General features: G+C 67.2%; 25 protein-coding genes. 9 read left to right on the forward strand and 16 right to left on the reverse strand.

Annotated elements, in window-relative coordinates; genetic code table 11:
• Nucleotides 1-94 precede the first annotated feature (94 nt).
• A complete protein-coding gene (locus BM436_RS03540) occupies nucleotides 95-1,690 on the reverse strand; it encodes a DEAD/DEAH box helicase (RefSeq protein WP_093553524.1) in 1,596 nt (531 codons plus the stop codon).
• Between the two features lie 199 nt (nucleotides 1,691-1,889).
• Between BM436_RS03540 and BM436_RS03545 the strand changes: the two genes are divergently transcribed.
• Nucleotides 1,890-2,078: an oxidoreductase-like domain-containing protein gene (locus tag BM436_RS03545; RefSeq protein ID WP_093553526.1), complete on the forward strand. Its 189-nt coding sequence runs from the start codon at nucleotides 1,890-1,892 to the stop codon at nucleotides 2,076-2,078.
• On the opposite strand, the gene BM436_RS03550 is transcribed toward BM436_RS03545, so the two are convergent.
• Entirely contained in the window at nucleotides 2,075-3,799 is a 1,725-nt protein-coding gene (locus BM436_RS03550; protein WP_093553528.1) for a methyl-accepting chemotaxis protein, read from the reverse strand. The genes BM436_RS03545 and BM436_RS03550 overlap by 4 nt on opposite strands.
• A 154-nt stretch (nucleotides 3,800-3,953) precedes the next feature.
• On the opposite strand from BM436_RS03550, the gene BM436_RS03555 reads away from it, so the two are divergent.
• Together BM436_RS03555 and BM436_RS03560 are read left to right on the forward strand one after the other, a co-directional pair.
• The gene (locus BM436_RS03555; protein WP_093553530.1) at nucleotides 3,954-5,264 is read left to right on the forward strand and encodes an NRAMP family divalent metal transporter; all 1,311 of its coding nucleotides are present in this window, start codon (nucleotides 3,954-3,956) and stop codon (nucleotides 5,262-5,264) included.
• 20 nt (nucleotides 5,265-5,284) lie between these two features.
• Nucleotides 5,285-5,608 (forward strand): hypothetical protein, encoded by a 324-nt coding sequence (locus BM436_RS03560; RefSeq protein WP_229488889.1) that lies wholly within the window; start codon nucleotides 5,285-5,287, stop codon nucleotides 5,606-5,608.
• A gap of 44 nt (nucleotides 5,609-5,652) precedes the next feature.
• Here the strand turns inward: BM436_RS03560 and lpxO are convergent, their stop codons facing one another.
• The gene (gene lpxO / locus BM436_RS03565) at nucleotides 5,653-6,552 is read right to left on the reverse strand and encodes a lipid A hydroxylase LpxO (protein ID WP_093553532.1); all 900 of its coding nucleotides are present in this window, start codon (nucleotides 6,550-6,552) and stop codon (nucleotides 5,653-5,655) included.
• A gap of 160 nt (nucleotides 6,553-6,712) precedes the next feature.
• Between lpxO and BM436_RS03570 the strand changes: the two genes are divergently transcribed.
• Nucleotides 6,713-8,440 carry a GMC oxidoreductase gene (locus BM436_RS03570; protein WP_218164807.1) on the forward strand — a complete coding sequence of 576 codons (1,728 nt, stop codon included), beginning with the start codon at nucleotides 6,713-6,715 and terminating at the stop codon, nucleotides 8,438-8,440.
• A gap of 100 nt (nucleotides 8,441-8,540) precedes the next feature.
• Here the strand turns inward: BM436_RS03570 and BM436_RS03575 are convergent, their stop codons facing one another.
• The 5 genes from BM436_RS03575 to BM436_RS03595 are packed head-to-tail and all read right to left on the reverse strand — an operon-like array spanning nucleotide 8,541 to nucleotide 12,111.
• On the reverse strand, nucleotides 8,541-9,287 hold the full coding sequence (locus BM436_RS03575) for an ABC transporter ATP-binding protein (protein WP_093553738.1): 747 nt from the start codon (nucleotides 9,285-9,287) through the stop codon (nucleotides 8,541-8,543).
• 1 nt (nucleotide 9,288) lies between these two features.
• Nucleotides 9,289-10,047, reverse strand: a complete 759-nt coding sequence (locus BM436_RS03580) for an ABC transporter permease (RefSeq protein ID WP_093553534.1) — start codon at nucleotides 10,045-10,047, stop codon at nucleotides 9,289-9,291.
• A complete protein-coding gene (locus BM436_RS03585) occupies nucleotides 10,035-10,496 on the reverse strand; it encodes a cupredoxin domain-containing protein (protein WP_229488891.1) in 462 nt (153 codons plus the stop codon). The genes BM436_RS03580 and BM436_RS03585 overlap by 13 nt, the downstream gene beginning before the upstream one ends.
• A 3-nt stretch (nucleotides 10,497-10,499) precedes the next feature.
• Nucleotides 10,500-11,084 carry an SCO family protein gene (locus BM436_RS03590; RefSeq protein ID WP_093553536.1) on the reverse strand — a complete coding sequence of 195 codons (585 nt, stop codon included), beginning with the start codon at nucleotides 11,082-11,084 and terminating at the stop codon, nucleotides 10,500-10,502.
• Nucleotide 11,085: 1 nt separating this feature from the next.
• Nucleotides 11,086-12,111, reverse strand: a complete 1,026-nt coding sequence (locus BM436_RS03595; RefSeq protein WP_093553538.1) for an ABC transporter substrate-binding protein — start codon at nucleotides 12,109-12,111, stop codon at nucleotides 11,086-11,088.
• A gap of 200 nt (nucleotides 12,112-12,311) precedes the next feature.
• Between BM436_RS03595 and BM436_RS03600 the strand changes: the two genes are divergently transcribed.
• The 3 genes from BM436_RS03600 (at nucleotide 12,312) to BM436_RS03610 (ending at nucleotide 14,423) form a co-directional block, all read left to right on the forward strand.
• Nucleotides 12,312-12,746 (forward strand): YsnF/AvaK domain-containing protein, encoded by a 435-nt coding sequence (locus BM436_RS03600; protein WP_093553539.1) that lies wholly within the window; start codon nucleotides 12,312-12,314, stop codon nucleotides 12,744-12,746.
• Nucleotides 12,747-12,756: 10 nt separating this feature from the next.
• Nucleotides 12,757-13,875 carry a YsnF/AvaK domain-containing protein gene (locus tag BM436_RS03605; RefSeq protein WP_093553541.1) on the forward strand — a complete coding sequence of 373 codons (1,119 nt, stop codon included), beginning with the start codon at nucleotides 12,757-12,759 and terminating at the stop codon, nucleotides 13,873-13,875.
• Between the two features lie 332 nt (nucleotides 13,876-14,207).
• Nucleotides 14,208-14,423 carry a cold-shock protein gene (locus tag BM436_RS03610; RefSeq protein WP_093553543.1) on the forward strand — a complete coding sequence of 72 codons (216 nt, stop codon included), beginning with the start codon at nucleotides 14,208-14,210 and terminating at the stop codon, nucleotides 14,421-14,423.
• Between the two features lie 757 nt (nucleotides 14,424-15,180).
• Here the strand turns inward: BM436_RS03610 and rpoD are convergent.
• The 6 genes from rpoD to ybiB form a co-directional block, all read right to left on the reverse strand.
• The gene (rpoD, locus tag BM436_RS03615) at nucleotides 15,181-17,370 is read right to left on the reverse strand and encodes an RNA polymerase sigma factor RpoD (protein ID WP_229488908.1); all 2,190 of its coding nucleotides are present in this window, start codon (nucleotides 17,368-17,370) and stop codon (nucleotides 15,181-15,183) included.
• Nucleotides 17,371-17,841: 471 nt separating this feature from the next.
• On the reverse strand, nucleotides 17,842-19,638 hold the full coding sequence (gene dnaG / locus BM436_RS03620) for a DNA primase (protein WP_093553547.1): 1,797 nt from the start codon (nucleotides 19,636-19,638) through the stop codon (nucleotides 17,842-17,844).
• A gap of 182 nt (nucleotides 19,639-19,820) precedes the next feature.
• Nucleotides 19,821-20,270, reverse strand: a complete 450-nt coding sequence (locus BM436_RS03625; protein WP_093553549.1) for a GatB/YqeY domain-containing protein — start codon at nucleotides 20,268-20,270, stop codon at nucleotides 19,821-19,823.
• 130 nt (nucleotides 20,271-20,400) lie between these two features.
• Nucleotides 20,401-20,613, reverse strand: coding sequence for a 30S ribosomal protein S21 (gene rpsU / locus BM436_RS03630; protein WP_005665410.1), 213 nt, complete (start codon nucleotides 20,611-20,613; stop codon nucleotides 20,401-20,403).
• 192 nt (nucleotides 20,614-20,805) lie between these two features.
• Nucleotides 20,806-22,014 carry a BaiN/RdsA family NAD(P)/FAD-dependent oxidoreductase gene (locus tag BM436_RS03635; RefSeq protein ID WP_093553551.1) on the reverse strand — a complete coding sequence of 403 codons (1,209 nt, stop codon included), beginning with the start codon at nucleotides 22,012-22,014 and terminating at the stop codon, nucleotides 20,806-20,808.
• A 149-nt stretch (nucleotides 22,015-22,163) separates the two neighbouring features.
• Nucleotides 22,164-23,129 carry a DNA-binding protein YbiB gene (gene ybiB / locus BM436_RS03640; protein WP_093553553.1) on the reverse strand — a complete coding sequence of 322 codons (966 nt, stop codon included), beginning with the start codon at nucleotides 23,127-23,129 and terminating at the stop codon, nucleotides 22,164-22,166.
• A gap of 87 nt (nucleotides 23,130-23,216) precedes the next feature.
• Between ybiB and BM436_RS03645 the strand changes: the two genes are divergently transcribed.
• The gene (locus BM436_RS03645) at nucleotides 23,217-24,275 is read left to right on the forward strand and encodes a 3-deoxy-7-phosphoheptulonate synthase (protein ID WP_093553555.1); all 1,059 of its coding nucleotides are present in this window, start codon (nucleotides 23,217-23,219) and stop codon (nucleotides 24,273-24,275) included.
• A gap of 13 nt (nucleotides 24,276-24,288) precedes the next feature.
• On the opposite strand, the gene BM436_RS03650 is transcribed toward BM436_RS03645, so the two are convergent.
• Entirely contained in the window at nucleotides 24,289-24,708 is a 420-nt protein-coding gene (locus BM436_RS03650; RefSeq protein ID WP_093553557.1) for a Rieske 2Fe-2S domain-containing protein, read from the reverse strand.
• Nucleotides 24,709-24,894: 186 nt separating this feature from the next.
• Between BM436_RS03650 and tsaD the strand changes: the two genes are divergently transcribed.
• Nucleotides 24,895-25,935: a tRNA (adenosine(37)-N6)-threonylcarbamoyltransferase complex transferase subunit TsaD gene (gene tsaD, locus BM436_RS03655; RefSeq protein WP_093553559.1), complete on the forward strand. Its 1,041-nt coding sequence runs from the start codon at nucleotides 24,895-24,897 to the stop codon at nucleotides 25,933-25,935.
• A gap of 62 nt (nucleotides 25,936-25,997) precedes the next feature.
• On the opposite strand, the gene BM436_RS03660 is transcribed toward tsaD, so the two are convergent.
• Nucleotides 25,998-26,801, reverse strand: a complete 804-nt coding sequence (locus BM436_RS03660) for an ABC transporter ATP-binding protein (RefSeq protein WP_093553561.1) — start codon at nucleotides 26,799-26,801, stop codon at nucleotides 25,998-26,000.

Consider the following 26,801-nt stretch of genomic DNA (forward strand, 5'->3'; position numbering starts at 1 on the left):
GTCATTGGTGGCTTTGGTGGCCGCCGCCATCAACGATGGGCGCAAGCCGGCGGCCGCGGGCAACGCGGGCGGCGCGGCCCGCCCGCGGCCGGGATTACAGTTTGCGCAGGCCGCCCAGCAAGGCGGCGACTTTCTGCTTGGGCTTGGTCGACGAGGGCATGGACGCGGTCGGCGCCGGCAGGGTGCTCTTGGTCGGCTCGTAGGGTTTCAGGAACCACGGGTCGACCTTCTCGCGCCGCGGCGCCGGGCCGGACGAGCGGCCGTAGGCCGGGCGCTCGCCGCGATCGGGACGCTCGCCGCGCTCGGGCGGACGGCCGCCGCGCGCTTCCGCCTCCGGACGGCGCGGGCCGCTGGAGGAGCGGCGCTCGCCGTGGCGCTCGTCGCCGCGCTCGCCGCGCGAGAACGAGGGCGTGAAGCCCACCAGCTCGCCGCGCTTGACGGTCTGCTTGATCAGCTTTTCGATGTCCACCAGCAGGCGCTCGTCCTTGTCCGAGAAGATCGAGATGGCGTCGCCCGAGGCGCCGGCGCGGCCGGTGCGGCCGATGCGGTGCACATAGTCCTCGGCGTTGTAGGGCAGGTCGTAGTTGATCACGCAGGGCAGGTCCGAGATGTCCAGGCCGCGCGCGGCCACGTCGGTGGCCACCAGCACGTCGATCTCGCCCTTCTTGAACGATTCCAGCGCGGCCATGCGTTCCTGCTGCGTCTTGTCGCCGTGGATGGCGGTGGCCTTCATGCCCTCCTGCTCCAGGCTGCGCGCCAGGCGCGAGGCGCCGATCTTGGTGTTGGAGAACACGATCACCTGCTTGAGCTCGCGCTGGCGCAGGATGTGGGCGACCACGTCGCGCTTGTGCTCCTCGGCCACCTTGTACACCACCTGCGTGACGCGCTCGGCGGTGGCGTTGCTGCGCGCCACCTCGATCAGCACCGGCTCCTTCAGGAAGCTGTTGGCCAGCTTCTTGATCTCGGGCGAGAACGTGGCCGAGAACATCAGGTTCTGGCGCACCTTGGGCAGCAGGTTGATGATGCGCTGCAGGTCGGGCAGGAAGCCCATGTCCAGCATGCGGTCGGCCTCGTCCATCACCAGCATCTGCACCTGGCCCAGGCTGATGTTCTTCTGTTCGACGTGGTCCAGCAGCCGGCCCGGGGTGGCGATGACGATCTCGACGCCGCCGCGCAGCGTGATGGTCTGCGGCTTCATGTCCATGCCGCCGAACACCACGCAGGAGCGCAGCGGGGTGAACTTGCAGTAGGCGGCCACGTTCTCGGCCACCTGCACCGCCAGTTCGCGGGTCGGGGTCAGGATCAGCGCGCGCACCGGGTGGCGCGCCGGCGACATGCTGCTGTTGGCGTGCGCCAGCAGCAGCTGGATGATGGGCAGCGAGAAGCCGGCGGTCTTGCCGGTGCCGGTCTGGGCCGCGCCCATCACGTCGCGGCCTTGCAGCACCACGGGTATGGCTTGCGCCTGGATCGGCGTCGGATGGACGTAGCCTTGCGCGGTCAGCGCGCTCAGGATATCGGACGACAGGCCGAAGTCGGCGAAACGCACCGCCGGCGCCTCGGGCGCGGCTTCCGCCGCGGTCACGGTCTCGGCCGCGACGGCCGGGGCGGGTTCGGCGGCTGGTGCCGGAACCGGAGGGTTGGCTGGCACCGGTTCGGCGCCTAACATGGGGGTGTTCTCGATATCGGACATAAATTTTTTAATAAACAGCAATGTTTCCGTAGGGGGCCGTGGGCACAGGGGGAAGCGGGAAGGCTGGCAGGCGGGCGCGCCGCTGCGGAAGGACACAAATTCAGCGGCCTACAAGATACCCTAAATCCGCGCAACTGTACACGCCTATGCACATTTTACCGAAGAAACTATTGCGCCAATGGAATGTACAATGGTAGGGATGAACATCTTACCCCATACCGCCGATCCCGACGGCGACCCGCGCCCGCAAGCGCCCGAGCCGCCCGGACCCGACGATTGCTGCCATAGCGGCTGCGCGTATTGCGTTGATGACCTGTACCAGGAGGCGCTGGACAGGTACCGCGAGCAGCTCAAGGCCTGGCTGGCGCGGCATCCGGACCAGGCCTAGAACTCTTCCCACTCGTCGGCGGCCACCTTGGCCTGCGCGCGCGCCGGCGCCTTCAGGGCCGGGCCGGGCTTGGGCCGCCGTGGCGGCGGCGCGGCGGCAATCGCCCTGCGTGGCGCTGCCGTCACGGCCGCGGGCCGGCGCGGCGCCTGGACCGCGACGCCGGACGTCGCGTTGGCGTTCAGCTTGAACACCCCCACCACCTCGCTCAGGCTGGCGGCTTGTTCCAGCATGGCCTCGGCCGCCGCGGCCGCCTGCTCCACCAGGGCCGCGTTCTGTTGCGTGACATTGTCCATCTGCACGATCGCCGTGTTGACCTGCTCGATGCCGCTGCTCTGCTCCTGGCTGGCCGCCGTGATCTCGGCCATGATGTCCGTCACGCGCTGGATGCTGGCCACGATCTCGCCCATCGTGGCACCGGCCTGGTCCACCAGGCGCGAGCCGGCGTCGACCTTCTCGACCGAGTCGCCGATCAGCGTCTTGATGTCCTTGGCCGCCGCCGCCGAGCGCTGCGCCAGGTTGCGCACCTCGGAGGCGACCACCGCGAAGCCCCGCCCCTGCTCCCCGGCGCGCGCCGCCTCCACCGCCGCGTTCAGCGCCAGGATGTTGGTCTGGAAGGCGATGCCGTCGATGACGGAGATGATGTCGACGATCTTGCGCGACGATTCGTTGATGGACGCCATCGTGCCCACCACCCGCCCCACCACGTCGCCGCCCTGGACCGCGATGCCGGACGCCGAGCGCGCCAGCTGGTTGGCCTGGCGCGCGTTGTCGGCGTTCTGCCGCACGGTCGAGGTCAGCTCCTCCATCGAGGAGGCGGTCTCCTCCAGCGAGCTGGCCTGCTGCTCGGTGCGCGAGGACAGGTCCTGGTTGCCCGACGCGATCTGGCCGGACGCGGTGGCGATGGTGTCGGTGCCGCTGCGCACCTGCGACACCACGCGCCGCAGGCTGTCGGCCATGTCCTTCAGCGCCTGCATCAGCTCGCCCGTCTCGCCGCGGCTGCGGACCTCGATCTCCTGCGTGAGGTCGCCGCCGGCCACCTTGCGCGCCACCGCCACCGCCTGCCCCAGCGGGCGCGCGATGATGCGCGCCACCCACAGCGCCAGCAGCATGCCGACCACCACCGTGACCACCAGCAAGACAATGATGCCCAGCCGCGTATCACCATACAGGACGCCGGCGGCGGCGCTCGCGGCCTCGCCGCCTTTCACGTTCAAGGCCACCAGCTTGTCCAGCGCGCCCGTCACCTCGCCCAGCACCTTGGCCGAGGGGCCCGTGGCGGCCTTGGCCGCCTCGTCCTTGCTCCCCGCGCGCGACAGCTCGACCAGTTTCGCGTGCTCGCCCTGGAAGGCCTGCCAGGCTTGGCCGAAGCCGTCGTACAGCGCGCGCTCATCCGGGCTGGAGATCAGTCGCTCGTAGCGCGCGCGGTGCGCCTGCAGCGACGCCGCCGTGTCGGCCATGCGCTTCTCGAAGGTCTCGTAGGCGGCGGCGTCGCTGGACAGCATGTGCGCCAGTTCCCAGCGCCGGTAATCGCCCACGTCGCCGCGTATCGTCATCACCGCCTGGACGCTGGGCATCCATTTTCCGGCCAGGTCGCCCGAGGCCTGGTTGATGCGGCCCAGGGCCAGGATGGATTGAACGCCCAGGAACAGCGTGAGCAATTGGACCACGCCGAAGGCGATGAGCAGCTTGGGGGCGATGCGCAAGTCGTAGAACCACTTCATGGCGTCTCCTGTTCTTGTTGGATGAGCGTGCGGGACGGCGGTTACCGGTACATCATGGTCCGCTCCAGCCGACAATGCAAGGGTGCGCCGGCAACACGGCAGATATGTTCGCGGACGTACGGACGCGTTGGCTTGCGCGCCCTAGCATCGCGCAATGGACACCCACAACACAGGTCAAAACGCGCCATCCGAAACGGCGGTGGAGACGGAGCCGCCGCCCGCCTCGTGGACCAGCAAGCTCGGCCCCGGCCTGGTGACGGGCGCCGCCGACGACGATCCCAGCGGCATCGCCACCTATTCGCAGGCCGGCGCGCAGTTCGGTTTCGGCATGCTATGGACGGTGCTGCTGACCTATCCGCTGATGGTGGGCATCCAGGAGATCAGCGCGCGCATCGGCCGCGTGACGGGGCGCGGGCTGGCCACCAACATCCGCCGCCATTGCCCGGCGCCGCTGCTGTACGCGGTGGTCGGCCTGCTGCTGGTGGCCAACACCATCAACATCGCCGCCGACATCGCCGCCATGGGCCAGGCCGTGCAACTGCTGGCGGGCGGCCCGGCGCCGCTGTACGCGGCCGGCTTCGGCGTGCTGTCGCTGCTGCTGCAGATGTTCATCCCCTACCAGCGCTACGTGCGCATCCTCAAATGGCTGACCCTGGCGCTGCTGGCCTACGTGGCCACCATGCTGGTGGTGAAGGTGCCGTGGGCCGAGGTGCTGCGCGGCACGCTGCTGCCGCGCCCGCGCTGGGACGCGGCCTACCTGACCACCATGGTGGCCGTGTTCGGCACCACCATCAGCCCCTACCTGTTCTTCTGGCAGTCCTCGCAGGAGGTGGAGGAGCTGCGCGCCGACCCGCTGGCGCAGGCGCTCAAGCGCGCCCCGGAACAGGTGGCCGGGCAGTACCGCCGCATCAAGCTCGACACGCTGATCGGCATGGGCTTTTCCAACCTGGTGGCGTTCTGCATCATGCTGACCACGGCCGTCACGCTGCACGCGCACGGCGTGTTCGACATCCAGTCCTCGGCCCAGGCCGCCTCCGCGCTGCGGCCGGTGGCGGGCGAGTTCGCGTTCGTGCTGTTCAGCCTGGGCATCATCGGCACCGGCCTGCTGGCCGTGCCCGTGCTGGCGGGCTCGGCCGCGTACGCGATGGCGGGCGCCTTCGGCTGGCGCAACAGCCTGGAGCTGGCGCCGTCCACGGCGCGCAAGTTCTACGGCATCATCGCCGCCTCCACCCTGGCCGGCGTGGCCTTCGGCTTCGTGGGCTTCGACCCGATCCAGGCGTTGTACTGGAGCGCGGTGATCAACGGCGTGATCGCGGTGCCGCTGATGGCGGTGATGATGTACCTGTCCAGCCGTCCCGGCGTGATGGGCGAACTGGTGATTTCGCGCCGCCTGAAGGTGCTGGGCTGGGCCTGCACCGGCGTGATGGCGGCGGCGGCCGTCGCGATGTTCGCGACGATGGGCTAGGCATGCGGTAAGCTATGGGCATGTGGACCAAAACCGCCCTCGCCATCCTCGTGGCCGCCCTGCTCGCTCCGCCCGCCTTCGCGGACGGCCGCCCCTTCCCCGCCAACGCCAAGCGCGGCCGGATGACGCCCGCCTATCATCCAGAGATCGTCATCGACGGCAAGACGCGCCGGCTGGCGCCGTCGGCGCGCGTGTTCAACCAGGACAACCTGATCCAGATGCCGGCCAGCCTGCGCGGACGCGACATCGTGGTCAACTACCAGGAGGACGGCGACGGCCAGATCGTCAACGTCTGGATCCTGACCGACGAGGAGATCGCGGCGCCCCGGCGTAGGGCGGAGTAAGCCCAAGGCTTATTCCGCCGCGCGCGTGCGGCGACGCGGCCAGTTCAAAGGAACACGATGGCGGCCGCCAGGCCGGCGATCAGTCCGAACTTGGTGAGCTTGTAGGCCGTCTTGTTCCACGCCTTGTAGCGGCGGCGGTACCGTCCCATGACGAAGGAGATCTTGAACAGCCTGCTCACCAGGCCGGTCTGGTCGCCCGTCTCGTTGGGCGAGCTGGCCGCCGTCATCAGGGTGCGCCCCAGCCAGCGGTTGACCGCCTGCGCCCAGCGGTAGCGCATCGGGCGCTCGACGTCGCAGAACAGGATGATGCGGTCGCGCTCGCTGCCGTTGACGGCCCAGTGGATATAGGTCTCGTCGAACATCACGCCCTGGCCGTCGCGCCAGCTGTGGCGCTCGCCGTCCACGTCGATGAAGCAGCGGTCGTCGTTGGGCGTGGCCAGGCCCAGGTGGTAGCGCAGCGAGCCGGCATACGGGTCGCGGTGCGGATTGAGCTTGCCGCCCGGCGGCAGTTCCGCGAACATGGCCGCCTTCACCGACGGGATGGACTTCAGCAGCGCATGGGTGCGCGGGCACAGGCGCTCGGCCGACGGATGGCTGGCGTCGTACCACTTCAGGTAGAAGCGCTTCCAGCCGTTCTTGAAAAAGGAATTGAAGCCGGCGTCGTCGTTCTGCTCGGCCGCCTTGATCTTTTGCAGCGCCAGCAGCTGCTCGGCCTCGGCCCGTATCACCTCCCAGTTGCGCCGCAGCGGCTCGAGCTCGCCGAACTGCTCCAGCGCCAGGTAGGGCCGCCCCGGCACCCGCGAGAACAGGTGCATGAACAGGTTGATCGGCGCCATGAACGACGAGTGGTCGAACAGCTGGCGCAGGAAGGGCAGGCGCACCCTGCCCCGGAAATGGATGTGGAAAACGGACAGCAGATAGACCGACACCAGTGTGAGTTTCATAAGGCCTCCGGCAGTTACTTTATTGGCAATTCTAACGGCAAACCGCCCCCCTTGCCGGCGGCCGTCGTTGCGTTCATCACCACTGTGAATATTGGTGACAAATTCCAGCAAAAAAAAGTGCAGAATTACCCTACAACAACAACCCCACACGGAGGCCGGAATGAGTTACGCGTCGTCGCCCAATTTCGCCCACGGCTTTCCCACGCCGGGGCCGCAGACCCCGAGCGCGCAGCAAGTGATGAACCACGTCTTTTTCCTGTCCGAGGCGGAGTGGAAGGAGGCGCGCGAGCAGCTGCGCTTCGACTACATCGTGATCGGCAGCGGCTTCTGCGCGCTGGCCTTCGTCGAGCGCATCCTGCGCGACCGGCCGGACAGCGCCATCCTCGTCGTCGAGCGCGGCTCCTTCTTCCTGCCCGAGCACTTCCAGAACCTGCCGCTGCCCTACCAGTCCACGCTGGGCGGCCTGTCCGAGACCTTCCCCTGGACGCTGTCGGCCCGCACCGCCGGCCAGCCCGCCGGCGGCATCCAGTGGCAGCACGGCATGGTGCCCTTCTTCGGCGGGCGCAGCATCATGTGGAGCGCCTGGTGCCCGCGGCCCACGCAGGACGAGATGGCGCACTGGCCGCCGCAGGCGATCCAGGCCGCGCAGCGCAATTTCGAGTCCGCCGAGCGGCTGTTGAACGTGATCCCGGCCGACCGCATCGACAGCCACCTGTCGGCCGGCGAGCAGGCCGCCATGGCGCGCAAGCGCCCCGTGTACGGCGTGATGCAGCTGGCGCTGCAGGAGATGCTGGCCGATAACCTGGGCAAGATAGACAGCGCCACCCGCAGCATGGCCGCGCCGCTGGCGGTGGGCGCGGGCCTGACGGCCGGCACCGACTTCACCAAGTTCTCGGCCCCCGCGCCGCTGCTGGAGCTGGTGCAGAAACAGAAGACGCTGGCGCGCAAGGACCCGTCGCGCGCCAAGCCGCTGCGCATCGTCTCGGACTGCGTGGTGCACCGCCTGATCGAGCAGGAGGGCAAGGTGACGGCGCTGGACACCACCCGCGGCGTGGTCAACGTGGGCGACGCCAAGGTGATCCTGGCGATGGGCACGCTGCCGCCGGCCACGCTGCTGATGAACTCCTTCCCGGCCAACGAGCGCATCGGGCGGCGCTTCACCGCGCACTTCATCACCTCGGTGGTGGCGCGCGTGCCGCGCAAGGACTATCCCTTCAGCGGCCAGCTCAACGAACTGGAACTGGCGGCCATCTACATGGCCGGCAAAAACAAGCAAAGCGGCATGCAGTACCACGTGCAGCTGTCCGTGCTGTCGGACCGCGACCCGGAGAAGAACGCGGCGCTGGCGGCGCGCTACATGCCGGACGTGGTGGCCACGGCCAGCCCGCGGCAGCTGCAGTCGTCCAAGGACCACCTGGTGTTCGTGTGCGCCGTGCTGGGCGAGCTCGATTACCGCAACACCGACAACTGGCTGCGCCGCAACGGCGGCGGCGACCCGGCCACCAACGTCACGCTGCAGGTGCTGGCCAACGCCACCGACCGCGCCACCTGGGACACGATGGACGAGGCCACCTTCCAGATGCTGGAGCGCGCGCTGTCGCCGGAGGGGCGGGTGGAATACTGGCAGGACGGCGTCCAGGGCTGGTCCGAGGAACGCCCCGGCGCGCAGCAGCGGCGCGTGCCCGGCCTGGTGCACGAGGGCTCGCCGCTGTGGATGGGCGACCGGGACGACAGCCCGGTGGGGCTGGACTACCGCCCGCACGGCGTGCACAACGTGTACGTGACGGGCGGCGGCCTGTGGCCGGCCAGCGGTTCATGGAACCCCACCATGACGATGGTGGCGCTGACGCAGGACCTGGCCGAGGGCTTCCTGCGCAGCCGGACGTAGAGCGCGGCCATCACCCGGGGGGCAGGCCTCCCGCGCCACCGGCCGTCACGGAGTTCGGCGCCGCCGGCCGCGCGGCCGTCCCCGGTTTGACGCGGGGGGCCTACTCGCCCACGCCCAGCTCGCGCAGGATCCGTTCCTTCATCTCCTGGAACTCGGGCCGCGACAGCTTGCGCGGGTGCGGATGCGGCACCTCGAACGTGGCCTGGATGCGCGTGGGCCGCGGCGACAGCACCAGCACGCGGTCCGCCATGTACAGCGCCTCCTCGACGTCGTGCGTGATCAGCAGCACGGTGTGGCGCTCCTCGGCCAGGATGCGCAGCAGCTCGGTGCGCATGCGCAGGTTCATCAGCGCGTCCAGCGCGGAGAACGGCTCGTCCATGTACAGGATCTCGGGCTTGACGACGAAGGCGCGCGCCAGCTCCACGCGCTTGAGCATGCCGCCGGACAGTTCGTGCGGATAGCTGTTCTCGAACCCCTTCAGCCCCACCATCTCGGCGTAGTGGTCGGCCAGCGCCGCCTTGTCGCCGTGGCCGTCGCCGTTCAGGCCGAACATCAGGTTTTGCTGCACCGTGAGCCACGGGAACACCGAGCCGTGCTGCGAGATGACGATGCCCTTGGGGCTGGGGCCGTGGCGCGCCGCGCCGTCGATGCGCACCTCGCCCTCGTCCGGCCGCTCGAAGCCGGCGATGATCTTCATCAGCGTCGACTTGCCGCAGCCCGAGGGGCCGACGATGGCGACGAACTCGCCGTCCGCCACCGTCAGGCCGACGCCGCCCACCACCGGCAGTTGCGCCTTGCCGGACTTGAAGCCCTTGCGGATGTTGTCGACCACGATCTTGGTGTTCATGTCAGTGCCCATAGCGCCACCTCACCGATTTCAGCGTTTCCAGTTTGCGCATCGCGCCGTCCAGTATCAGGCCGATGACGCCGATGATGATCATGCCCGCGATGACCAGGTCGTAGCGGTTGCCGGCGTTGCGCGAGTCCATGATCAGGTAGCCCAGGCCGGAGCGCAGCGCGATCATCTCGGCCGCCACCACCACCAGCCAGGCCACGCCCAGGCCGATGCGCATGCCGACGATGATCTCCGGCAGCACCGCCGGGATGATCACGCGCCGGAACAGGGTGGCGCGCGAGACGCCGAAGTTCTCGGCCGCGCGCAGGTAGCGGCGCTCGATGGTGTGCACGCCGGCGGCGGTCTGCACGATCATCGGGAACACGGCGGCGATGAAGATCAGGAACACGGGCGACAGGTCGCCCACGCCGAACCACAGGATGGCCAGCGGGATCCACGCGATCGGCGAGATCGGGCGCAGGATCTGGAAGATGGGGTTGAGCGTGATGTAGGCGCCCTGCACGCGGCCCATCCACAGCCCCAGCGGAATGCCGGCCAGCGCGGCCAGGCCGAAGCCGCAGCCGACCCGGAACAGCGAGGCCGAGATGTGCTCCCACAGCGTGCCGTCGTCGATCAGTTCCCGCGTGCCGGTGACCACCTGCAGCGGCGTGGGGAAGATCACGCTTTCGGTCTGCACCACCACCGTCCACCAGACGGCGATCACCGCCGCCAGCACCGCCAGCGGCGGCCATATCCTGTTCAGTTTATCCATGCATGTCCAAGTAGATGCCTATTTTCGATACGCCACTTCAGGCGCGCCCAGCCCGCCGCCGGCGTGGGCGCGACGATCACGCTCATCTGCCCGCTGGCGTGCGCGGTGCACGCGAATTGATTCTCGCCGGCCCGCTCGAACGGCAACCGGAAACTCTGGCCCGGCATGATCAGCACCGGCCCGAAGATCTGCGGCACGTCGTCCAGGTTGCGCAGCAGGAGCACGTCGTTGGCGCCCAGCGTGAGGTGGATTTCGGACGGCAGGATCTCGATCTTCTCGCCCGCCATGCGGCGCGCCCAGGTGCCCTTGGGGATTTCGAAGGGCTGGTCGCGCGAGGCCGGCGCGATGGGCGCGTACGCGGCCCACGCGGCCAGGCCCGCGAACGCGCCGGCCGCCAGCAACAGCGGCGCCAGCAAGTACAGCGGCAATCGTCCGGCCCGGATCCGCACCGTTCAGTTCTTCAGCAGCAGCGCCGCGTCGTGCGCCACGTCGGCGGCGGTGCGGCCGTACGGCATCAGCGCGCGCAGGTAGCCCTTGCGGTCGATGAAATACAGGTAGGAGGAGTGCGCCACCGAATACTCGGTCTTGCTGCCCTCGACCATCTTCCTGGTGGCGGTGATGCCGTAGTCCTTGCGCACGCGCGCCAGCTGCTCCGGCGTGCCGGTGGCGCCGATGAAGCTGGGGTCGAAGGCCGACAGGTAGGCCCGCATATGGGGCGCCGTGTCGCGCTCGGGGTCGACCGTCACGTAGATCACCTGCACCTGCGGGGCCAGCGCGCCCAGCTGCCGGCGCGCCTCGGCCAGCAGCGCCAGCGACACCGGGCACACGTCCGGGCACGAGGTGTAGCCGAATTCGAGCACCACCAGCTTGCCGCGGTGGCCGCTCAGTTTCAGCTCGCGGCCGTCCGAGCCGCGCAGCGTGAAATCGGGCGCCATGCGCGGCGGATCGAACACGCCGGATTTGAGTTTGCCGGCGTCCGCGGCATGGGCAGAGGCCGCGGCCAGGACGAAGAGGATGGCGAACAGGAGGCGTTTCATGTCACAGATTGATGGCGACCGGCTTGATGCCCTTGACGAAGCTCTCGTCCACATAGGCCTCGTAGGCGACCGGGCGCTTGAGCGTGCCCGCCTCGATGGACAACTGCATCAGTTCGTCGAACTCCTTGCGTATCATGCGCAGGTCGCCGTAGGTGACGCGGTCGGCCGGGTTCTGCATGACGAAGCGGATGACGTTCGGGTCCTGGTTGAAGACCTTGCGGCCGGAGGCGATCAGCACCGCCTTCTCGCGGCTGGCGGGGCCCGCGTCCAGCCAGTGGCCGGCCGCCTGCACGTAGTTCACCAACTCCTGCACCAAGGGGCGGTTGGTCTTGATCAGCTCCTCGCGCACCGTCAGCACGCAGCAGATGTAGTTGCGCCACTCGTCGCGCGTCATCGCCAGCGGGCGCGCGTAGCCGGCGCGCTGCGCGGCGGCGCCGAAGGGCTCGCCGGTGCAATAGCCGTCCACCGCCTTGGCGTACAGCGCGGCCGGCATGTCCGGCGGCGCCATCTCGACGATCTGGATGTCCTTGGCGTCCATCTTCTCGCGCGCCAGCATCTTGCGCAGGAACAGGAAGTCCACCGCGAAGCGGCTCGGGATGGCGATGCGCTTGCCCTTGAGGTCGGCGAAGCGCTGGTACGGCGAATCGGTGCGCACCATGATGACGGCGCCTGAGCGGTGGCCCAGCGAGACGATCTTGACCGGGATCTTCTTGTCGGCCAGGTCCATCACCAGCGGCGCCAGCATGTAGGCGGCCTGGATGCGGCCCGTCATCAGCGATTCCTTGATCTCCGGCCAGCCGTTGTACTTGCTGTATTCGAAGGCGCGCGCGCCGCCCTTGCCCGGCCCGGCCGCGTGCGCCGCGGCGGCCACCGGCAAGGTCAGGTTGCAGGTGACGGGCAAGCCGCCCACCTGCAGCAGCGGATCGGCCGCCGCCGCGCGCGGGGGCAGCAGCGGCAGCGAGGCGGCCAGCATGCCGCCCAGCAGTTGGCGGCGCAGCGGAGAGTCGGGGGAGGCGTCGGAGGACATATGGCGTGGTCGCGCATTTATGGGCGGCGCCAAGGCGGCGCCGCGATCTCGCTGTAATTGTACTACAGCCGCCGGGGCGAATTCGCGCCCGGCCCGCCGATTCGTGGCTTTCGGGCAATCGCGCGCTAGCCAGACTGGCCCCGACATAGACTGGCTTCCCGAATGAACCCCACCCGGTCCGCGTAACCACGGAGCTTTTAATGACACGCAATTCCGCACCAGACCCCGCGTGCCCGCCCGGCGAGGGCACGGTCACCATCCCCGTCCACGAGGAACAGCTGCGGGTGGAAACCTTCGAGGTGGAAACCGGCCGCGGCGTGCGCGTGCAAAAGCGCGTCAGCGAGCGCCCGCAACAGGTGACGCGGGAGCTGTGGCACGACGAGGTGGAGGTGCTGCGCGTGCCCGTCGACCGCGTCGTCGCCGAGGCGCCCGCCACCCGCTACGAGGGCGACACGCTGGTGGTGCCGGTGCTGGAAGAGGTGCTGGTGGTGGAAAAGCGCTACCGCATCAAGGAAGAGCTGCGCATCACGCGCAGCCGACATAAGGAGAAGCACGCCGCGACGGTGCCGGTACGCACCGAGGACGTGACAGTGGAACGATTCGACGACAACCCGCCCCAAACCACTCAACAGTAAGGAGTCAACCATGACACACACGCTGGCAGCAGTATTTGACAACCGTTCCGACGCCGAGCGCGCCAGGACCGACCTGATCGGCTCGGGCTTCAACAACACCGCGCTGAGCGACAGCTCGGCGGACGGCGCAAGCGCAAGCGCGGGCGCCACCGCCGCCGCCCCGCGCGACGAATCGCTGGGCGACCGCATCGGCAATTTCTTCTCCAACCTGTTCGGCGACGAGGACGACGAGCGCCGCGTGTACGAGGAGGCGGTCCACCGTGGCAAGGCCGTGCTGACCGTGCAGGCCGACAGCGAGGACGAGATCGAACGCGCGGCCGACATCGTGGAGCGCTACGGTCCGGTCGACATCGACGAATACCAGAACGAATGGCGCGCCAGCGGCTGGAGCGGCGCCGAGACGCCGCGCAGCGGCGCCCAGAACCTGCAGGGGTCGGCCGCGTCGCAGGGCGCCATGCAGAGCGCCTCGCAGCAAGGCGGTGCGAGCGCGCAGGGATCGATGCAGTACGCCGCCGGCGCCGCCAGCCAGACCATCCCCGTGGTCGAGGAGGCGCTCAAGGTGGGCAAGCGCATCGTGCAGCGCGGCGGCCTGCGCATCCATCAGCGCGTGGTGTCGACGCCGGTGAGCGAGAACGTCAGCCTGCGCGAGGAACACGTGAACGTGGAGCGGCACGCGGTGGACCGCCCGGTCGATCCCGCCAGCGTGGACGCGTTCCAGGAAAACACCATCGAGCTGCGCGAGATGGCCGAGGAGGCCGTGGTGCAGAAGACCGCGCGCGTGGTCGAGGAGGTGGTGGTCAGCAAGGACGCCACGCAGCGCCAGGACCAGATCAACGAGACGGTGCGCCGCACCGAGGTGGAGGTCGAGCAGCTGGGCGCGGACGACGCCGACGCGGACCAGTATTTCCGCTCGCACTGGACCTCGAACTACGCGGGCTCGGGCGGCGGCTACGACGACTACGCGCCCGCCTACCGTTACGGCGCCACCATGCGCTCCAGCTCCCCGGACCGCTCCTGGGACGAGGCCGAGCCCACGCTGCGCTCCAGCTGGGAAAGCAGCTATCCGCAATCGGCCTGGGAGAAGTTCAAGGCGGCCGTGCGACATGGCTGGGATCGGGTCACCTCGTAGTTGAGCGAACCGCTGCGGCGCCGCGCGGCGCCGCTGTTGGTTGGAGGGCACCAGGCGGGCTGGTCTTCATGCCGGGCAATCCGCCCGCACGCGAGCGTTCCTTCCTGCCGCGCAGATAACGGAAAATAGCAAAAAAATAAATTAAAGCTAGGTGATACCTGTAAAGCCGCGTATATTGCATCTCGTACTTACATCAAGTCGTAATCTTGTCGGTCCCAATTCCGCATGGCTGTCTTTCCCGGTCGTCCAGTTTTTTTTCCTTCGGTTTTAATTCTTGGTTTCAAGTGCCCTTATGGCAAAAGTTGCCTATTATTTTAATTAAAGGAAAAATCATGAGTACTCAACAAACCGGTATCGTTAAATGGTTCAACGACGCTAAAGGCTTCGGCTTTATCACGCCGGACGCAGGCGGCGCCGATCTGTTCGCCCATTTCGGGGACATCCAATCGACCGGCTTCAAGAGCCTGTCCGAAAACCAGCGCGTCTCGTTTGAGCGCAGCGTTGGCCCTAAAGGCGAAAAGGCTGGCAACATTCAGGTTGTGTCCTGATCGATGATGTGCCCGCGCCCGGCACAGCCGCGCGCGAAGAGTCTTCGCCGTTGAAGACATGCTCCACACAGATGAAGGTCGCATTGCCATGCGCCTTGTTGCGCCCCCCTCCATCCGGCTACGGACACTTGGCAGATAGCCAGGGTCTGGGGAAAATGGTTTAGCGGGACAATGGCTTGCATTAACCGGCAACACCGAGCAGATAGCGCGGGTTGCAGGTGACTGATGACACCCGGCAGATAGCCGGGGTGATCGGTGAGTCATGCGTCATACTGAATAGATAAGCCCGCCTCGGCGGGCTTTTTTACGTCTGCCTGCCTGGTTTATTTTCCCGCGCAGCTAAATTCGAGTCACCACAGTTTAGTCGAAAAAAAGCCAACCCCGAAGGGTTGGCTTTTTCATTATATGGTGGGCCTCCCGTGAGTCGAACACGGCACCAACGGATTCTGGTTTGTGTGACTTTCGCCACTCCCTGGACTATGCCTTCACCATAGCTCGCGCCTTAGGTGGGTGCCGTCTAGTCTCTACACCTTCAACGGCGCTTTCGCGCCGGAGCTTGGCTCGGCGTTGCCATCCACATTGCTGTGCTTAGGTTTCGCCGAATTTGACACCATCCCTTACGCGGTTTCCCAATCGTAAGGCACAAATTTTATGAGTCCGCTGCTCTAACCAAGCATGAGCTAGAGGCCCTGGGTACTGCAACCGTTGATTAAACGGACACGGGAGCATAGGCGGAACGCCGGCTCCCGTCAAGTGCCTAGTTGCCTTCCAAGAAGCTTTTCAGCTTGTCCGAGCGCGACGGGTGGCGCAGCTTGCGCAGCGCCTTGGCCTCGATCTGGCGGATACGCTCGCGCGTGACGTCGAACTGCTTGCCGACCTCCTCCAGCGTGTGGTCGGTCGACATCTCGATGCCGAAACGCATGCGCAGCACCTTGGCCTCGCGCGGGGTCAGCGAGTCCAGCACGTCCTTCACTACGCCGCGCATGGACGCGTGCAGCGCCGCGTCGGACGGCGCCAGGGTGTTGTTGTCCTCGATGAAGTCGCCCAGGTGGGAATCGTCGTCGTCGCCGATCGGCGTTTCCATGGAGATCGGTTCCTTGGCGATCTTCATGATCTTGCGGATCTTGTCCTCCGGCATTTCCATCTTGATCGCCAAGGTGGCCGGATCGGGCTCGGCGCCCGTTTCCTGCAGGATCTGGCGCGAGATGCGGTTCATCTTGTTGATGGTCTCGATCATGTGCACCGGGATGCGGATGGTGCGCGCCTGGTCGGCGATCGAGCGCGTGATGGCCTGGCGGATCCACCACGTGGCGTAGGTCGAGAACTTGTAGCCGCGGCGGTATTCGAACTTGTCGACCGCCTTCATCAGGCCGATGTTGCCTTCCTGGATCAGGTCCAGGAACTGCAGGCCGCGGTTGGTGTACTTCTTGGCGATCGAGATCACCAGGCGCAGGTTGGCCTCGGTCATTTCGCGCTTGGCCTTGCGGGCCTTCATCTCGCCGGCCGCCATCTGGCGGTTGATGTTGCGCAGGTCCGGCAGCGGCAGCACCACGCGCGCCTGCAGGTCGATCAGGCGCTGCTGCAGTTCCTTGATGGTGGGGATGTTGCGGCCCAGGATGGCGCTGTAGGCGTGGCCGGCCGACACCTCGGCGTCCACCCATTCCAGGTTGGTCTCGTTACCCGGGAACACCTTGATGAAGTGGGCGCGCGGCATGCCGCACTTGTTCACGGCCACGTCCAGGATCTGCTTCTCGATGTGGCGCACCTCGTCCACCTGGCCGCGCAAGGTGTCGCACAGCTTCTCGACCACCTTGGCGGTGAAGCGGATGCCCAGCAGCTCGTACGAGATGGCTTCCTGCGCCTTCACGTAGGCCTTGGAGTTGTAGCCGTCCTTCTCGAAGGCGCGGCGCATCTTGTCGAACTGCGAGGAGATCATGTCGAACTTTTCCAGCGCGGCGTTCTTCATCTGCTCCAGCTGCTCGGCCGAGTAGCCGGCCGCGCCCGACGGACTGGGGGCCTCCTCCTCTTCCTCTTCCTCCTCCTCCTCCTCCTCCTCGTCCTCCTCCTCGTCGTCGGACGCGGCGGCGGACGGGGCCTCCTCGGCGGTGGTGTCGTCCACCAGGCCGTCGACGATCTCGTCGATCTTGATCTCGTCGTTGCGGATGCGGTCGGCGGCGGCGATGATCTCGGCGATCGTCACCGGGCAGGCGGAGATGGCCTGGATCATGTCCTTCAGGCCGTCCTCGATGCGCTTGGCGATCTCGATCTCGCCCTCGCGCGTCAGCAGCTCGACCGAGCCCATCTCGCGCATGTACATGCGCACCGGGTCGGTGGTGCGGCCGAAATCGGAGTCGACGGTGGACAGCGCCGCCTCGGCGGCGGCTTCGGCCTCGTCGTCGCTGGTGACGGTGGCCACGTTGTCCGACAGCAGCAAGGTCTCGGCGTCCGGCGCGTGCTCGTAGACCGCGATGCCCATGTCGTTGAAGGTGCCGATGATGCCTTCGATCGCTTCCGGATCGACGATGTTCTCGGGCAGATGGTCGTTGATCTCGGCGTAGGTGAGGAAGCCGCGTTCCTTGCCGAACTTGATCAGGGTCTTCAGTTTCTGGCGGCGGCGCTCCAGCTCTTCCTCGGTGGCTTCCGTGTCGGAGGAGAACGCGTCCTTCAGCAGGGCCTTTTCCTTGGCCTTGCGATCCTTGGCCTTGGCCTTGTCCACCGCTTTCAGCTCGGCGCGCTCGACCGCGTTCAACGCGGCCACTTCGTCGTTCTCGGGCTGGAATTCCTTGGGCTTGCGGCCGCGCCGCCCCGGCACCTTCACGCTCGGCAGCACATAGCCGGAGGTGTCGATGGCGGCCAGCGTGGCCGCGTCCGTGGTTTGGCTGACTGCCGGCGGCGTGTTGACGCGCGTTTCCGGTTTGTCGGCCGATTTCGCGGCCTTGGCAGTCACTTTGCTCGGCTTTTCAGCCGCTTGGGATTCAGGTTTCTTTGTTGGCACAGGCGCTTTCGATTACACAACGACTTGCTTTACGGGTTAGGATAAAGTTCTTGCAACACCGCTACGAATACTTATACCTTCGGCCCCCGACCGTGCCACGCACACCCGGAACCTCCGCCGCCGACCTCAACCCTAGGTCGTGCTCCGCAGAAATTCTACTGTAGACAGCGCATGGGGGCTAGAGCCGCGATTGGCGGGATGGGCGCGCCACCTCGTTGCTGGCGCGATCCGTGCCAAAGTCCTGGCCCTGGCCGCCGGCATCGTCCAGCTGTGCCGATCAAGAGCCTAACTTACTGAAAACAAACAAAATTCCGAACAAATAACGCTACGCCAAGAGTCAATACTTAGCGTTTTATTATAGCACGCCACTTTACAAATTCCAGGGGGAACGCCCCGCGTCCCCGCCCGTGAAAACCGCCCCCGCTAGCGCGCCGACAAGTCCGCCTCGGCCTCCCGCAACAGCTGGTCTTGCATCGCGGTAATCTCGCGGTAGCGTACACCAATTTCCGTGGACGACAAACCGGAGGCGAACAACTGTGCGAGCTCCGCTTTCAGCGCGTCCATCTTGATCTGGCGGATCGCGCTGACCAGGTAGACCCGCACCGCGTCCACGTCCGATTCCGGCTCCGCCGCGATCTCGCCGATGATCGCGTCGTACTCGCCGCCCTGCTCCTTCAGGTGCTGCGCCAGCGCCGCGAAGGTGGCCTGTGGCCCCAACGCGCAGGCCGCGCCGATCAGCTGCGCCAGCCGCTCGTGCGGCTCCGGGCCGAAACTGGCGAAGGCGGCCATGCCGGCCTCGTCGATCTGCAGCGCCAGCGCCGGATGGGCCACCAGGTGCCGCACGATCTGCAACTCCAGCCCCACCGGCTGCTGGCGGCTGCTGCGCGGCGGCGCCCGGCGCACCTCGGCCACCGGCTTGCTCAGCTCGTACAGCGCCTCGATCTCGCCGGGGCTGCTCTGCGTCATCGTCGCCAGGCCGCGCACGATCTGCAGGCGCAGGGCCGACGGCGCCATCGCCTGCAGCAACGGCTTGGCCTCGAACTGCACGCGGGCGCGGCCCTCGGGCTCGCCCAAGTCGTGCTCGGCCGACACCACCCGCAGCAGGAACTGCGACAGCGGCATCGCCTCCGCCACCTGCCGCTCGAAACCGGCGGCGCCGAATTCGCGGATATAGCTGTCCGGGTCGTGCTCGGCCGGCAGGAACAGGAACTTGATGGTCTTGTTGTCCGACACCTGCGGCAGGCAGGCCTCCAGCGCGCGCTGCGCGGCGCGGCGGCCGGCCTTGTCGCCGTCGAAACTGAAGATCACCGTGTCTGTTTGCCGCAACAGCTTTTGCACGTGGGTGGTGGTGCACGCGGTCCCCAGGGTCGCCACGGCTTGCGGAAAACCCATCTGCGCCAGCGCCACCACGTCCATATACCCCTCGGTCACCAGCACGTAGCCCGCGTCGCGGATCGCCTGGCGCGCCTCGAACAGGCCGTACAACTCGTGGCCCTTTGAAAATAAAGGCGTTTCCGGGGAATTCAAGTACTTTGGCTCGCCCTGTTCCATGATGCGGCCGCCGAAGGCGATCACCTGCCCCTTGGTGTTGCGGATGGGGAACATCACGCGCTCGCGGAAACGGTCGTAGCGCTTGTGGCGGTTGCCCTCCTCGTCCACGCGGTCGATCACCAGGCCGGCCTCGACCAGCGCGACGGCGTCGTAGTCGGGGAACACGGCGCGCAGGTTGTCCCAGCCGCCGGGGGCGTAGCCGAGCGCGAAACGGGCGGCGATCTCGCCGGTCAGTCCGCGCCCTTTCAGATAGGCGATGGCGGCCGGCGCCTGGCGCAGCTGGGACTTGTAGTACTCGGCGGCGTGCGACATGGCGTCGGACAGGGCCATGCTCTGCGCCTGCATCTGGGCGCGCTGGGCGGGCGGGATCTTGTCGTCCTGCTCGGGCACGACCATGCCCACGCCCTGGGCCAGGTCCTTGACGGCGTCGACGAAGCCCATGCCGGAGTACTCGATCATGAAGCCGATCGAGGTGCCGTGGGCGCCGCAGCCGAAGCAGTGGTAGAACTGCTTGGTCGGGCTGACCGTGAAGCTGGGCGATTTTTCGTTGTGGAAGGGGCACAGCCCCATGTAGTTGGCGCCGCCTTTTTTCAGCTGCACGTAGCGGCCGACCACGTCGACGATGTCGACGCGGTTCAGGAGATCGGAGATGAAGGATTGAGGTATCACGGCGATCAGTGTTGTTCTACATCAGGCTATACCGCCGCCTGTGGAGCGGGTTTGATCCGGCGCAAGGGGGTGGCAAACCGGGGACAGCTCAGCAACGTAGGGCGGAGTAAGCTCGTAGGGCGCAGTCCGCCATGCACGCGTTTCGACGGCGCCGTGGCGGACTGCGCTACGCTTACTCCGCCCTACGCCGGGGCCAGCGCTTTCTTGACCAGCGCGGACACGACCGTCATGTCGGCGCGGCCAGCCAGCTTGGGCTTGACGATGGCCATCACCTTGCCCATGTCCTGCGGACCGGCGGCGCCGGAGGCGGCCACGGCGGCGGCGACCTCGGCCGCCACCTCCTCCTCCGACAGGCCGGCCGGCATGTAGCCCGCCAGCACGGCCAGCTCGGCCTTCTCGATGTCGGCCAGGTCGGCGCGGCCACCGGCCTCGAACTGGGTGATCGAGTCCTTGCGCTGCTTGATCATCTTTTCCACGATGGCCACGACCTGGGTGTCGTCGACTTCGATCCGCTCGTCCACTTCCTTGCGCTTGATTTCGGCCAGCAGCAGGCGGATGGTGCCCAGCTTGCCCGCCTCCTTGGCGCGCATGGCGTTCTTCATGTCGTCGGAGATCTGTTGTTTCAAAGTCATATCATGTCCTGTGGAAAATATGGGGCGCTAAAACGCGAAAACCCGCCGCGGCGAGCCGGAGCGGGCAAACGACTGAACAGGAAGCCCGCGGCGCTATGCCGTACTGCCGGGCCATCCTGCTGTGGCAGTCTTAGTACAGTTTCTTAGGCAGTTGCTGGCTGCGGATGCGCTTGTAGTGGCGCTTCACGGCGGCGGCCAGCTTGCGCTTGCGCTCGGCGGTTGGCTTCTCGTAGAACTCGCGTGCGCGCAGTTCGGTCAGCAGGCCGGTTTTTTCGATGGTGCGTTTGAAGCGACGCATTGCGACTTCGAACGGCTCGTTTTCTTTAAGGCGGATGGTGGTCATGTAAAAATTCAAACCGTTAGATTTTAGGAAGAAAAAGATATTAGCAGCTTTCGGCCCGATTGGGAAGAGCCTTGGACGCCAAACCGGCTCTACAGGCACATTTCGTGGGGAAAGTGTCTGATTACGAGCAACCTTTTCGTCCTGCCAACATCTGACTCCGGGCGGGATCTGCACGCCGGGATAGCAATTATATCAGGCCGCCTGCCCAGCCGCCACCCCGGAGGCCCAGGCCCACTGGAAATTGTAGCCGCCCAGCCACCCGGTCACGTCCACCGCCTCGCCGATAAAGTACAGGCCGGACACCTTGTTGGCCATCATGGTCTGCTGCGACAGTTCGCGCGTGTCGACGCCGCCGCGGGTGACCTCGGCCTTGCGGTAGCCCTCGGAACCGTTGGGCGTGAGCACCCAGCGGTTGATGGCCGTACCCAGCTTGCGCAGCGCCGCGTCCTGCATGTCGGCCAGGCGCAGTTCGCCGTCGAAGCCGTGGGCCTGTAGCAGGCCCTCGGCCAGGCGCGCGGGCAGCCAGCCGGCCAGCACGTTGCCCAGCTGTTTCTTGACGGTCTGCTTGCCCTCGATCAGCGCCTGCGCCACGTCCATCTCCGGCAGCAGGTCGATGGTGATGGGCGCGCCCGGCCGCCAGAAGCTGGAGATCTGCAGGATGGCGGGGCCGGACAGGCCGCGGTGCGTGAACAGCAGGTCCTCGCGGAAGCGCGCGCCGTCCGGGTTGCGGCCCTTCAGGGCGCCGGTTTCCACGTCCACCTCCAGCGAGATGCCGGACAGCGGCGCGAACGGGGCCCAGGAGTCGGCGTCGAAGGTCAGCGGCACCAGCGCGGGACGGGGCTCCACCATGCGCAGCTCGAACTGGCTGGCGACGCGGTAGCCGAAATCGGTGGCGCCGATTTTCGGGATCGACAGGCCGCCGGTGGCGATCACCACGCTCTCGGCCTCGATGTCGCCGGTGTCGGTGGCCAGATAGAAGCCGCCGTCGATGCGCTCGACGCTGGCGACCCTGGTGGGCATGCGCCAGTTGACGTCGCCGGCCGCGCACTCGGCCTTCAGCATGTCGATGATGCGCTCGGCGGAGTCGTCGCAGAACAGCTGGCCGCGATGCTTCTCGTGGAAGGCGATGCGGTGTTTCTTCACCAGCGCCAGGAAGTCCCGCGGCGTGTAGCGCGACAGCGCGCTCTTGCAAAAGTGCGGATTCTCGGACAGGAAGTTGGCCGGGCCGGCGTTGATGTTGGTGAAATTGCAGCGGCCGCCGCCGGAGATGCGGATCTTCTCGGCCAGCTTGGCGCCATGGTCGATCAGCACCACGCGCCGCCCGCGCTTGCCGGCCTCGGCCGCGCACATCATCCCCGCCGCGCCCGCGCCGATCACCGCCACATCAAACTGTTTTGCCATAACCGCCTCGATTCCGCTTCAAAACCGGCCATTGTACCTGTTGCGGCGGGGACAGCGACAGTGGCCGAGGGGACAGCCCCTCCGCGCCACAAACCTCTAACAAAGCCAGAGCCGCCGATCGCGGGTCTGTCCCCGGTTTTGGGCCGCGATCACGCCAGCGAGCGGGTCACCCTGGCGACCTGCGCGACCTGCTCGGCGATCGAGGCCGGCACCGGCAGATCGCCGCGCAGCACGGAGGCGATCCAGGCGGCGGTGGCGGCCGCGCTCTTGTCCTCCGGCAGCGCGACATTCTCCTCGGCGTCCAATTGCTTCTCGACCAGCTCGGTGCGCTCGCCGTCGTGGAACCAGTCGATGCGCTGGCCCTTGTTGGCGTTGGCCACCGTCTCGCCCTCGGTGCCGCGCATCAGGAAGGCGTGCCCCCGCTCGTGGGGCGCGGCGGTGGTGAAGTACTCGCCCAGCATTTCCAGGTATTCCGGATGGGTGTAGGACACCAGCCGCAGCGCCGGCCCGGCGAAGGGCTGCAGCATCTTGACCAGCGTGTGGGTGGAGTTGCGCACGCCCAGCACGCGACGCAGCGACAGCATATGCGCCAGCCGGGGCGCCAGCGCCTCGATGGTGATGAAGGCCACCCTGCCCGCCGCCAGCGCGGCCTCCGCCTCGGCGTGGCCGCCCGCGGCGTGGATGCCCAGCGCCTCGAACACCTCGGCCGTGGCCACCCGCCCCGGGTCGTGCCCCACGCCGTGCACCAGCACCGGCACGCCCTCGCGCGCCAGCAGCAGCGCCAGCAAGGGCGTCAGGTTGGCCATCTTGCGGGCGCCGTTGTAGGTCGGGATCAGCACCGGCGCGCAGCCGGCCGGGGCGCGCAGCGGCGCGAACGAGGCTTCCGCCGCCTCCAGGAAGCCGGCGATCTCGTCGACCGTCTCGCCCTTGATGCGCATGGCCAGCAGGATGCCGCCCAGCTCCAGGTCGGAGACGCGGCCGTCCAGAATGGCGCCGTAGAGTTCACGGGCGGTCTCGCGCGTCATGCCGCGCGCGCCCTTCCTGCCGCGGCCGATCTCCTTGATCAGGTGGGCGGCCGGGTAGGGATTCGAATGGAAGGTGGTTTGCGTAGTCATAAGGCGTAGCTTACCGCGCCCGACCGCCGCGGGAAAGCCACAATTCAGCTACACTTGCAGGCTCCCCCGATAAAACAAGCCTGAACCATGATCTCGCCAGACATCGAAAACATCAACGTCACCAACTTCGCCTCCATGCCCACGCCGGAGGCGCTGCACGCCAAGCTGCCGCTGACCGACACCGCCTCGGCCACCGTGATGAAGGGCCGCGCCGACCTGCGCGCCATCCTGGACCGCAAGGACAAGCGCCTGTTCGTGGTGGTGGGCCCCTGCTCCATCCACGACCCGGTCGCCGGCCTGGACTACGCGCGCCGCCTGAAGGCGCTGCAGGAGGAGGTCAAGGACACGATGCTGCTGGTGATGCGCGTGTACTTCGAGAAGCCGCGCACCACCACCGGCTGGAAGGGCTACATCAACGATCCGGACATGGACGATTCCTTCCGCGTGGACGTGGGCATGGAGAAGGCCCGCCAGTTCCTGCTGGACGTGTGCGAAATGGGCCTGCCCACCGCCACCGAGGCGCTGGATCCGATCTCGCCGCAATACCTGGGCGACCTGATCGCCTGGACCGCGATCGGCGCGCGCACCACGGAATCGCAGACGCACCGCGAGATGTCGTCCGGCCTGTCGACGCCGGTGGGCTTCAAGAACGGCACCGACGGCGACATCGGCATCGCCATCAACGCCATCCTGTCGGCGGCCAACCCGCACGCCTTCCTGGGCATCAACAGCCAGGGCAACGTGTCCATCGTGCGCACCCGCGGCAACGCCTACGGCCACGTGGTGCTGCGCGGCGGCGACGGCCGCCCGAACTACGACTCGGTGTCGGTGGCGATCGCCGCCCAGGCGCTGGAGAAGGCCAAGCTGCCGGCCAACGTGGTGGTGGACTGCTCGCACGCCAACAGCTACAAGAAGCCGGAACTGCAGCCGCTGGTGATGACGGACGTGGTCAACCAGATCACGCACGGCAACAAGGCGCTGGTGGGCGTGATGATCGAATCGAACATCGTGGGCGGCAACCAGAAGATCCCGGCCAACCTGGGCGAGCTGAAATACGGCTGCTCGGTGACCGACGGCTGCATCGACTGGGACACCACGGCCGAGATGCTGCGCGGCGCGCACAAGGAACTGCTGGCCCGTCCTTGAGCCCCCGGCCCCTCTAGGCCCAGGGATTGGCGCCCACGTGCGGCGCCACGCCGAACGCGCCCGCCAACGCCGCCTCCGCGCGGCTGGCCGGCGCGTTCAGTTCATTCAAGTCCAGATAAATCTTCTCGTCCTCTATCCTCACCGCGTAGCGCCGCGCGCAGCCATGCTCTTCGGGCGACACCAGGCAGCCGGTTTCCAGTTCGACGCTCCATTGGTGGCGCGGGCAGCACACCTGCTCGCCCAGCACCTTGCCCTGCGACAGCGGGCCGCCGTTGTGCGGGCAGCTGTCGAGCAGGGCGAAGACCTTGTCCCCGGCGGTGCGGAACACGGCCACGCCGGGCAGCTCCTGCCACGCGAACCCGCGCGGCACCAGGCGCGCGCCCTCCGGCGGGATGTCTTTCAGCTTGCAAATCAATTTCCAGTGTTCGGCCATGGTCGCCTCCAGTGCTTGTGCTTGTTATTGCATACGTAGCAAGAGCGATGCCATGGCCCGGACGCGCTTTCGGCGGCCGGCGCGCGGCCGGCCGCCCTACATGGGTGCGGCGCTCGCCCCTTTGGTGCAGGCGCGCCCGGCTTTCCTTTACAATGGCGGATTCCCCTTCCACTTCGCACTGTCCAAATGATCGTTCTCGGCGTTGAATCCTCCTGTGACGAAACCGGCCTGGCGCTGTATGACACCGAGCGCGGCCTGTTGTCCCATGCCCTGTATTCCCAGGTCGCGATGCACGAGGAGTACGGCGGCGTGGTGCCGGAGCTGGCCTCGCGCGACCATATCCGGCGCGCCATCCCGCTGCTGGAGCAGACCCTGGCCGGCGCCGGCAAGGCGCTGGCCGACATCGACGCCATCGCCTACACGCAGGGACCCGGCCTGGCCGGCGCGCTGCTGGTCGGCTCGTCCATCGCCTGCAGCCTGGGCATGGCGCTGGACAAGCCGGTGCTGGGCGTGCACCACCTGGAGGGCCACCTGCTGTCGCCGCTGCTGGCGTCGCAGCCGCCGGAGTTCCCCTTCATCGCGCTGCTGGTCTCGGGCGGCCACACGCAGCTGATGCGGGTGGACGGCGTGGGCCAGTACACGCTCTTGGGCGAGACCCTGGACGACGCGGCCGGCGAGGCCTTCGACAAGTCGGCCAAGCTGCTGGGCCTGGGCTACCCGGGCGGGCCGGCGATCTCCCGCCTGGCCGACTTCGGCGACCCGCTGGCCTACAAGCTGCCGCGCCCGATGATGCACACCAAGGATTTCAATTTCAGCTTCTCCGGCCTGAAGACGGCGGTGCTGACGGTGGTGAAGAACCACCCGGCGCAGGGCATCGCCAACATCTGCGAGCAGGACAAGGCCAACATCGCGCGCGGCTTCGTGGACGCCATCGTGGAGGTGCTGACGGCCAAGTGCGTGTCGGCCATCAAGCACACGGGCTTGAAGCGGCTGGTGATCGCGGGCGGGGTGGGGGCGAACGCGCAGCTGCGCGCGTCCTTGAACGCGGCGGCCGCGAAGAGGAAGTTCAAGGTCTACTACCCGGAACTGGAGTTCTGCACCGACAACGGCGCGATGATCGCCTTCGCCGGCGCGATGCGGCTGATGATCAACCCGGACGCGGCGAAGAAGGATTACTCCTTCAACGTGCGTCCGCGCTGGCCGCTGGACGAGTTGCGGGTGGTCTAAACCCAACCGCAAAGGCCGGGGTCAGACCCCGAGGGGTCTGCCCCCAGATTCCGCCCCTGGTTTTAGGCGGCTTTCTGGGCCGGGCGGCCCTGGCGGTGGTACAGGAACTCGAGCACGCTGGTGCGGTACTCGATGTACAGCGGGTCCTGCGCCAGCTCCAGCCGGTCGCGCGGACGCGCCAGGCGCACGTTGACGATGTCGCCGATGGTCGCCGCCGGGCCGTTGGTCATCATCACGATGCGGTCCGACAGCAGCACCGCCTCGTCCACGTCGTGCGTCACCATCACCGTGGTGGCGCCGGTGGCGGCCACGATGCGCAGCAGCTCGTCCTGCAGGTGGGCGCGGGTCAAGGCGTCCAGCGCGCCGAAGGGCTCGTCCATCAACAACACCTTAGGCTCCATCGACAGCGCCCGGGCGATGCCCACGCGCTGCTTCATGCCGCCCGAGATCTCGTGCGGCCGCTTCTGCGCCGCCGCCGTCAGGTTGACCAGCGCCAGCGCCGCCATGGTGCGCTCCTGCATCTGCTTGCCCGTCTCCTTGCCGCCGAAGACGCGCTCCACCGCCAGGTAGATGTTCTCGTAGCAGGTCAGCCACGGCAGCAGCGAGTGGTTCTGGAACACCACCGCGCGCTCCGGCGACGGGCCGGCGATCTCGCGGCCGTTGCACAGCAGGACGCCGTGGGTGGCCGTGGTGAGCCCGGCGATCAGGTTCAGCAGGGTGGACTTGCCGCAGCCCGAGTGGCCGATCAGGGTGATGAACTCGCCCTGCTGCACCGTCAGGTTGACGTCGGCCAGCGCGTGGAACTGCCCCTTCTTGGTGTTGAACACCATCTCGGCATGGCTGATTTCGATGAATTTCGCGCTCAT

Origin of the sequence: Pseudoduganella namucuonensis, assembly GCF_900116645.1 — a bacterium.
GTDB classification, from domain to species: Bacteria; Pseudomonadota; Gammaproteobacteria; order Burkholderiales; family Burkholderiaceae_D; genus Rugamonas; species Rugamonas namucuonensis.

Coding starts and splice junctions, on each gene's coding strand:
- BM436_RS03660 (WP_093553561.1), bottom strand. CDS start 26,801: ATGAGCGCGAAATTCATCGAAATCAGCCATGCCGAGATGGTGTTCAAC.
- BM436_RS03595 (WP_093553538.1), bottom strand. CDS start 12,111: ATGTCCTCCGACGCCTCCCCCGACTCTCCGCTGCGCCGCCAACTGCTG.
- BM436_RS03560 (WP_229488889.1), top strand. CDS start 5,285: ATGTGGACCAAAACCGCCCTCGCCATCCTCGTGGCCGCCCTGCTCGCT.
- BM436_RS03625 (WP_093553549.1), bottom strand. CDS start 20,270: ATGACTTTGAAACAACAGATCTCCGACGACATGAAGAACGCCATGCGC.
- BM436_RS03610 (WP_093553543.1), top strand. CDS start 14,208: ATGAGTACTCAACAAACCGGTATCGTTAAATGGTTCAACGACGCTAAA.
- BM436_RS03545 (WP_093553526.1), top strand. CDS start 1,890: ATGAACATCTTACCCCATACCGCCGATCCCGACGGCGACCCGCGCCCG.
- lpxO (WP_093553532.1), bottom strand. CDS start 6,552: ATGAAACTCACACTGGTGTCGGTCTATCTGCTGTCCGTTTTCCACATC.
- BM436_RS03570 (WP_218164807.1), top strand. CDS start 6,713: ATGAGTTACGCGTCGTCGCCCAATTTCGCCCACGGCTTTCCCACGCCG.
- BM436_RS03600 (WP_093553539.1), top strand. CDS start 12,312: ATGACACGCAATTCCGCACCAGACCCCGCGTGCCCGCCCGGCGAGGGC.
- BM436_RS03550 (WP_093553528.1), bottom strand. CDS start 3,799: ATGAAGTGGTTCTACGACTTGCGCATCGCCCCCAAGCTGCTCATCGCC.
- BM436_RS03635 (WP_093553551.1), bottom strand. CDS start 22,014: ATGGCAAAACAGTTTGATGTGGCGGTGATCGGCGCGGGCGCGGCGGGG.
- BM436_RS03555 (WP_093553530.1), top strand. CDS start 3,954: ATGGACACCCACAACACAGGTCAAAACGCGCCATCCGAAACGGCGGTG.
- BM436_RS03590 (WP_093553536.1), bottom strand. CDS start 11,084: ATGAAACGCCTCCTGTTCGCCATCCTCTTCGTCCTGGCCGCGGCCTCT.
- BM436_RS03540 (WP_093553524.1), bottom strand. CDS start 1,690: ATGTCCGATATCGAGAACACCCCCATGTTAGGCGCCGAACCGGTGCCA.
- BM436_RS03645 (WP_093553555.1), top strand. CDS start 23,217: ATGATCTCGCCAGACATCGAAAACATCAACGTCACCAACTTCGCCTCC.
- BM436_RS03605 (WP_093553541.1), top strand. CDS start 12,757: ATGACACACACGCTGGCAGCAGTATTTGACAACCGTTCCGACGCCGAG.
- BM436_RS03650 (WP_093553557.1), bottom strand. CDS start 24,708: ATGGCCGAACACTGGAAATTGATTTGCAAGCTGAAAGACATCCCGCCG.
- ybiB (WP_093553553.1), bottom strand. CDS start 23,129: ATGACTACGCAAACCACCTTCCATTCGAATCCCTACCCGGCCGCCCAC.
- rpsU (WP_005665410.1), bottom strand. CDS start 20,613: ATGACCACCATCCGCCTTAAAGAAAACGAGCCGTTCGAAGTCGCAATG.
- tsaD (WP_093553559.1), top strand. CDS start 24,895: ATGATCGTTCTCGGCGTTGAATCCTCCTGTGACGAAACCGGCCTGGCG.
- BM436_RS03575 (WP_093553738.1), bottom strand. CDS start 9,287: ATGAACACCAAGATCGTGGTCGACAACATCCGCAAGGGCTTCAAGTCC.
- BM436_RS03580 (WP_093553534.1), bottom strand. CDS start 10,047: ATGGATAAACTGAACAGGATATGGCCGCCGCTGGCGGTGCTGGCGGCG.